Origin of the sequence: Bacillus pfraonensis (genome assembly GCF_050768835.1) — a bacterium.
Lineage (GTDB): Bacteria > Bacillota > Bacilli > Bacillales > Bacillaceae_G > Bacillus_A > Bacillus_A pfraonensis.
Genome location: NZ_JAHCDO010000062.1, coordinates 23,998 through 30,430 on the forward strand (window position 1 = coordinate 23,998; position 6,433 = coordinate 30,430).

Sequence of the window (6,433 nt, forward strand, 5' to 3'; positions counted from 1 at the left end):
GCATGATTTTAGTTAGTTCTTGTTTAGCTGGAAATCCCGTAAGATATAATGGCACTTCTTGTTTAGATCATACAATCCAAAAATTAATTGATGAGAAGAAAGCAATTCCTACTTGTCCAGAGCTATTAGGTGGGTTTGTTACACCAAGAGAACCCGCTGAAATTTTAGGTGGAGATGGGTTTGATGTTTTAGTAGGTAAGGCAAAAGTTATAGAACGCTCAGGAAATGACGTGACGGAATTATATATAAATGGTGCTAGAAAGACATTAGAGATAGCACAAGAAATGAAAGTCACACACGTAGTGTTAAAAGAATATAGTCCATCGTGTGGAGGCAAAAAAATTTATAATGGTGAGTTTATTGGAGAAAAAAGAGATGGAGTTGGAGTAACGACAGCTTTATTAGAAATCAATGGAATCAAAGTTATATCTGAATTAGAGTTAGAAAAATTAAAAGATGAAATATAGGGGGATATGTTTAATGATTCGCCTTCCGAAATTATACTTTATTATTCCTAAAAAGGTTCTGTTGCAAAGTTTCCGAAGACATAAAGAGATGGAGAATATTGTGGACCAGTTTTATGAAACTATTAATAATTCATGTAATGCGTTATACGTCGAAAAAACGAAGTTTGGTTGAAGACTTCGTTTTTGTTTGTATATGGCATGAACAGTTTCTATACCTTTAATAGTACGTGAGGCATGGCGAAGACTTTGAAACCCTAAAGAACGGGAGAATCGACGTTTCACATGTCAATGATCTTGCTCAATGATATTATTGAGGTGCTTGATTGTACGATGAAAGGTATTTTTGTAAAGACCTATCTCCTTTAATTTTTTGAATGCGGAAGCTAAAGAAGGGGCCTTATCTGTCGTCAGAATCGTTGGTTCTCCAAAAGTTCGAACAAGTCTTTTCATAAAAGCATATGCTGCTTGTGTGTCCCGTTTTTGACGAAGTTGAATATCAAGTGTTTGTCTCTCTTTATCAATTGCTCGATATAAATAACACCATTGCCCTTTCACCTTGATATAGGTTTCATCCAAACGCCAAGATAACAATGTGTTTTTGTTTTTCTTCTTCCAAATCTGATAAATGAGATTTCCATATTCATGAACCCATCGCATGATGGTTGTGGGATGGACCGATACACCACGTTCTTTCAAAATTTCAGATATATCTCGATAACTTAAAGAAAAACGACAGTAGTAGCCGACGGCTACTAAAATAATATCTTTCCTGAATTGTTTTCCTTTAAAATATCCCATTTATGATTCTCCTCACTCTGTTTTGCAAAAGTTTAGCTTAGTTTTAAAAACTTTGCAACAGAACCTATAAAATAAACGTTGGTCATAATTTTTCAAAAACACGAGTTCCTGTTGAATTTAGGAATAAGAACTATGGACCAGATTTTTGGAGAATATTAAGATAATAAATATAAAATTATAGATAGTGTTTAAAGTGAAGTGCTGTATCTTGTTGCTAAAGGCGGTTTTAGTTCGATATGCCCTAAGTTAAGTACTAGCTAATACAAGTATGTACTTATTCAAGAAAAGGGCGCAATTGCGGAAGAACACTTACTTCTTAAATGACTTTATTGTTGTTTGTTTTGAGAAAAATAATATTCAATGAAAAAAATTAAATAATTATTTTAAAACACCGTTCTATTTCCGAACGGTGTTTTATGTATTTAGATTATTAAGATTAAACAACTTTATTGCCATTTAACACTAAAAAGTTCAAAAAAATTTTATGCCCCCATGAAAAAAATAATTGGTCTGAAGGTGTCGTTTACAATTGTACCATGTCTGATAATCAAGCGGCTTAAATCAAAAAAATGAAACCCATTAGGGTTTATTTCGTATGCAAATCTTTAAATTCCCTACACGTAGCCTTTAGAAAAAAGAAATAACCTCTACCATAATTGACGTTGTATGAGCTTAGCTTGATAGCGATGTGGCGAGACCCTATGCCTATCAAGTTAATAGAACTGAGTTTTCTTAAAATAAAAACCACCGAATTATAGAAGTGGTTTTGAACGTAAGGAATTTGTAAGGAAGGAGTAAGAAAAAAGAGATTTTCATTGTGTATGATCAAAATGTAGAGAAGAACGAGAGGAGGAATAGATACTATATATTTATATAAAAACAAATTCATTAACAAAACTCTATGGAAGAAAAGAAGAAATTACAGAGGTTAACATTCATCTGAAAAAGAGGGATTAATCATTTATTAGGTCAGAAAGTTGTTTGTAGAAATAATTGGTACACAGATGATTGCAAATTCAAAGTTATCCTTTTGTCTTTGGCTAAGAGGTAAGCTGTATGGTTAGTATGAGACAGCAAATAACCATCTATACAATAATGTGAATAGAGGAGTAGAATACCATTATGAAAAAGCAATTTCAAATTACATTTAGAGGTTTAGTCCTTTTAATAACAGGAGGTTCCTTGTTATACACAACACCAACCTCAATTGTAAAAGCGGAGTCCATTCAAAATGTATCTAGTTCGTTACAAACAAGCACTCAAAGAGAACGTAATTCCGTCAAAGAGGCAATGCGGGATACATTGCAACTTGGATATCCTGGGATACTTGCTAAAACTTCTCAGGGTGGAAAAACATGGAGTTATGCCGCTGGGTTAGCGGACCTGAGCACCAAGAAACCAATGAAAACAGATTTTCGCTTTCGCATTGGTAGTGTAACGAAGACGTTCATTGCAACAGTTCTACTTCAATTATCTGGAGAGAACCGTTTGAATCTAGACGACTCCATTGAAAAATGGTTGCCTGGTGTCATTCAAGGAAACGGATATGATGGTAACCAGATTACTATCCGGCAGATATTGAATCATACAAGTGGTATCGCTGAATACACAAGGTCAAAAGACTTTGATATGATGGATACAAAAAAATCGTATACGGCTGAAGAATTCGTAAAGATGGGGGTTTCTCTTCCCCCAGACTTTGCCCCAGGAAAGGGCTGGTCTTATTCAAACACAGGATACGTAGTACTGGGGATCCTTATTGAAAAAGTAACTGGAAACAGCTATGCGGAAGAGGTTGAAAATCGGATTATTGAACCGCTTGATTTGTCAAATACATTCCTACCTGGCAATTCAAGTGTGATTCCAGGCACCAAGCATGCCCGTGGCTATTTCCAACTAGACGGAGCAAGTGAGCTAAAAGACGTTACTTATATTAACCCAGGTAGCTCGGATGGAGATATGATTTCTAATGCTGACGATTTAAACAAATTCTTCTCTTACTTACTCAGTGGCAAATTACTGAAGGAACAGCAACTAAAACAAATGCTTACTACAGTTCCTACAGATAGAGAAGGAACCGGATATGGTCTTGGGATCTATGAAACTAAGCTTCCAAACGGTGTCTCGATATGGGGACACCAGGGTAAAGTTCTAGGGTTTACCACTTTTGCTGGTGGCACACTTGGAGGCAAGCATACATTGGCCGTCAATTTGAACAGTCTTAAAGCTGATAGTCCTGATCCATTTAAAAATATTTTACTTGCTGAATTTAGCAAGTAGGTAAAAAGGAAAACCGGATAAATTTTGTCATAGTTTTTATAGTTAAAAATATGCCTTTCTGGTTCAAAAACAACTTACTCTAAAAATTTTTTTTAGAATAAAGCAAGTTCTTAAGTTGATAGGCATGAGGTCCCGCCACGTCGCCATCAGACTAGGGTTTTGGAGTATCCCCTAAACGAAATTTTGTTTCTCTACAGGTAGTCACTTGGGGATGTCAGTTCATTTTTTTCTTTTTTTTCTTTAATTGATGAGTGTGGGGGAGCACCCATCGCTATCAACTTAAGAGATTTTAATACTCGTAATCAAGTACCAAAAAACGTTATCCTTTCTAATCTAGTTTAACCGTTTGAAAAATGACTAACTTGAGCATTAAGCTTACGGAATGAATAACCAAATAACCTGCTCCCTTTATTTTTGGATTGAAGGTTATTTGGTTTTATATTGGTATGAATGAATTAAGAATTTCTTAAGAACCTATTAAGAAATAAGTTATTTTTAGGAACTAGAATAAATGTATCTTAACAGTAATAAGAGAATTAATAGTTTAAATTGGGGTCCTTAGAGCATGTCAAAAAACTAACAAGTAAGTATTTCAGGAGGGTTTTATGAAAAAGAAAATGATTATTGCACTTGGTGTTTCTGCTATAATACTGACTAATTTTGTAGGAAGTACTTATGCAGACTCGAAAACAGGAGTTTCTGTTACAGCTCCCTACAATACAAATCAAATAGCGGAATGGTTAGAAATGCATGCAAAGCCTTTAAAAACAACTAATCCAACTGCATCTTTTAATGATTTAAAACCACTTAAGAATATGGTAGGTTCAGCTTCAATTGTAGGTTTAGGTGAAGCTACGCATGGGGCTCATGAAGTTTTTACAATGAAACAACGCATTGTTAATTATTTAGTATCTGAAAAGGGATTTATCAACTTAGTTTTAGAAGAGGGATGGGACAGAGCTTTGGAGCTTGATCGATATGTTCTTACTGGTAAGGGAAACCCAAGCCAACATCTATCACCTGTATTTAACACAAAAGAAATGTTAGATCTACTTAGTTGGATTCAACAATATAACGCTAATCCAAAACATAAATCTAAAGTGCGTATCATTGGGATGGACATTCAATCAGTAAACGAGAATGTATATAATAATATAATAGAATATATAAAAAGAAACAATTCAGATCTTGTACCTAGAGTAGAAGAGAAGATAAAAGGTCTTATTCCTGTAACAAAGGATATGGATACTTTTGAAAGCCTTACGAAAGAAGAAAAAGAAAAGTATATTTCAGATGCTAAACAAATTAGTGCTTTATTAGAGGAAAATAAAAGTTATTTAAATGGGAAATCTAAAGAGTTCGCATGGATAAAACAAAATGCTCGTATTATTGAACAGTTTACTACAATGTTAGCGTCACCTCCTGATAAACCATCGGATTTTTATTTGAAACATGATATTGCAATGTATGAAAATGCGAAGTGGACTGAAGAACATTTAGGAAAAACCATTGTATGGGGACATAATGGACACGTTTCGAAAACAAATATGCTTCCTTTTATATACCCTAAAGTAGCTGGGCAGCATTTAGCAGAATATTATGGAAAACGGTACGTATCTATTGGAACGTCAGTTTATGAAGGACAATATAATGTCAAGAATAGCGATGGTGAATTTGGCCCATATGGAATATTAAAATCGGATGATCCAAACAGTTATAACTACATCTTTGGACAAGTCAAAAAAGATCAATTTTTTATTGATTTACGTAAGGCAAACGGCGTGACAAAAACTTGGTTAAACGAACAACATCCAATTTTCGCTGGAATAACTATCGAAGGGCCTGATATCCCAAAAACTGTTGATATATCATTAGGTAAAGCGTTTGATATACTTGTTCAAATTCAAAAAGTGAGTCCATCTCAACTACATCAATAAATTTAGAATAATGTGCCTTAATGAAGTGTAGTGTTAAGTGTCAATAGAGTTGTTTGAAAATGTCAGTTAGGTTATTTTCATTAAAGGATTATTAAATGAAATAAATGTTTTCAAATTAGGGACGATGTGGGATAGAAGCACAGGTTCTGTTGCAAAGTTTTCTACATGAAGATACACTCTAGAAAACAAGATCTAGGAGAATCAGACATGAGGTATTTTAAAGGAAAACAATTCAAGAAAGATATTATTTTAGTAGCTGTCGGCTACTACTGCCGTTTTTCTTTAAGTTATCGCGATGTATCTGAAATCCTGAAAGAACGTGGTATTTCAGTTCACCCAACAACCATCATGCGATGGGTTCATGAATATGGCAATCTCATCTATCAAATTTGGAAAGTGAAAAATAAATCTGCACGCTTATCTTGGCATTTGGATGAGACTTATATCAAAGTTAAGGGAGAATGGCGTTATCTCTATCGTGCAATTGATAAAGATGGACACACATTGGATATTCAACTTCGTAAAAAATGGGATCATCAGGCTGCCTATGCCTTCATGAAAAGATTAGTAAAACATTTTGGAGAACCAACGGTTCTCACTACAGACAAAGCGCCGGCATTACTTTGCGCATTTAACAAATTAAGAAAACAAGGATTTTATCAAACTACAATCCATCGTACAATCAAACATTTAAACAATCTTATTGAACAGGATCATAGGCATGTAAAGAGACGTTTTGTCAAATCCGCAGGATTTCAAAATCTTCGTCATGCTTCACGTACGATAAAAGGTATCGAGACCATTCATGCCCTATATAAACAAAGGCGAAGTCTTCAAAGAGACTCCGCCTTTTCAACGTACAATGAACTTCAACAATTACTAGCTATTTCCTAAACATTGTTCCTCATTTACCAACCTGTTTATGCTTTTTTCAAACTTTGCAACAGAACC

Annotated in this window: 4 protein-coding genes and 1 pseudogene; 4 read left to right on the plus strand and 1 reads right to left on the minus strand. The window is 34.5% G+C overall.

Annotation, left to right across the window (positions count from 1 at the left end; genetic code table 11):
- Positions 1-2 precede the first annotated feature (2 nt).
- Positions 3-467 (plus strand): 2-thiouracil desulfurase family protein, encoded by a 465-nt coding sequence (locus tag KFD70_RS28035; protein ID WP_336454590.1) that lies wholly within the window; start codon positions 3-5, stop codon positions 465-467.
- Between the two features lie 111 nt (positions 468-578).
- On the opposite strand, the pseudogene KFD70_RS28040 reads toward KFD70_RS28035, so the two are convergent.
- Positions 579-1,265: pseudogene (locus tag KFD70_RS28040) on the minus strand (IS6 family transposase).
- 1,122 nt (positions 1,266-2,387) lie between these two features.
- Here KFD70_RS28040 and KFD70_RS28045 point away from each other — a divergent pair.
- The 3 genes from KFD70_RS28045 (at position 2,388) to KFD70_RS28055 (ending at position 6,376) form a co-directional block, all read left to right on the plus strand.
- Positions 2,388-3,545: a serine hydrolase domain-containing protein gene (locus tag KFD70_RS28045; protein WP_336454413.1), complete on the plus strand. Its 1,158-nt coding sequence runs from the start codon at positions 2,388-2,390 to the stop codon at positions 3,543-3,545.
- Positions 3,546-4,150: 605 nt separating this feature from the next.
- Positions 4,151-5,482: an erythromycin esterase family protein gene (locus KFD70_RS28050; protein WP_336454414.1), complete on the plus strand. Its 1,332-nt coding sequence runs from the start codon at positions 4,151-4,153 to the stop codon at positions 5,480-5,482.
- A 207-nt stretch (positions 5,483-5,689) separates the two neighbouring features.
- Positions 5,690-6,376, plus strand: coding sequence for an IS6 family transposase (locus KFD70_RS28055; protein ID WP_431613525.1), 687 nt, complete (start codon positions 5,690-5,692; stop codon positions 6,374-6,376).
- Positions 6,377-6,433: the final 57 nt, after the last annotated feature.

What these genes read in the sequence shown, in the direction of transcription:
- KFD70_RS28035 (WP_336454590.1), top strand. Translation starts at nt 3, where the DNA reads ATGATTTTAGTTAGTTCTTGTTTAGCTGGAAATCCCGTAAGATATAAT.
- KFD70_RS28045 (WP_336454413.1), top strand. Translation starts at nt 2,388, where the DNA reads ATGAAAAAGCAATTTCAAATTACATTTAGAGGTTTAGTCCTTTTAATA.
- KFD70_RS28050 (WP_336454414.1), top strand. Translation starts at nt 4,151, where the DNA reads ATGAAAAAGAAAATGATTATTGCACTTGGTGTTTCTGCTATAATACTG.
- KFD70_RS28055 (WP_431613525.1), top strand. Translation starts at nt 5,690, where the DNA reads ATGAGGTATTTTAAAGGAAAACAATTCAAGAAAGATATTATTTTAGTA.